General features: G+C 55.7%; 1 protein-coding gene. It reads right to left on the bottom strand.

The features are described 5' to 3' along the window. The coding region (locus tag ABD234_RS19110) for a FadR/GntR family transcriptional regulator (protein ID WP_344359667.1) at positions 1-374 on the bottom strand (374 nt) is incomplete at its 3' end. Positions 375-664 lie beyond the last annotated feature (290 nt).

Genomic DNA, 664 nt, shown 5'->3' with positions numbered 1-664 from the left:
ATCTTGGCCCGTGATTGTCTTTGGGCTGCGACATAAGCCGCTTCTCCTTCTACCCCCACCCGGAACTCGTAGCAGCGTTGCAGATCTGCGATGCTTCCGGGTTCGGCAAACTCGATCACCGAACGGCTGGGCACGCTGATAACGCGTGTGCCAGCCCCTTGCCGGCTTTCAATCAGTCCATCGATCCGCAGCCGGAGCATCGCTTCGCGTACGACGGGTCGCGATACGCCGAACTGCACTGCCAACTCAACTTCGCTGGGAAGCTTGGTGCCCACAGGCCAGTCGCCTGCGCTGATCGACTTGTAGATACGCTCGTAAATCCCGTCGCTCAGCGAACCGGGGGCGCTTCGATGACCATCGAACTGTCCTGACATGACGCCTCCTTCTATGTGAGCGGCTCATTACGGCATCAGTATATCACATCGATGGAACTCGGCTGCAAGACGCCCTCACGCGAAAGGTATATCAACTTTATATTGGTAAGACCATTGACATCGGCCACTATGCGCTCGTACAAATTGCCTCGGGTTGGAGGACCTACCGACATCTGAGATCGATCCCAAAAAGGGATTGGCCCCCGCATCGTTTCTTGCGGATGGAAAACTGTGCCCAAGCCATGTTGACGAGATGTCCCTGAGGAGGAATTGATGTTGAAACTGCTGAA

Origin of the sequence: Brachybacterium phenoliresistens (genome assembly GCF_039530785.1) — a bacterium.
Classification (GTDB): Bacteria; Actinomycetota; Actinomycetes; order Actinomycetales; family Dermabacteraceae; genus Brachybacterium; species Brachybacterium phenoliresistens.
Note: the sequence above shows the minus strand (reverse complement) of the source record. Positions and strands in the feature narration are given on the sequence as shown.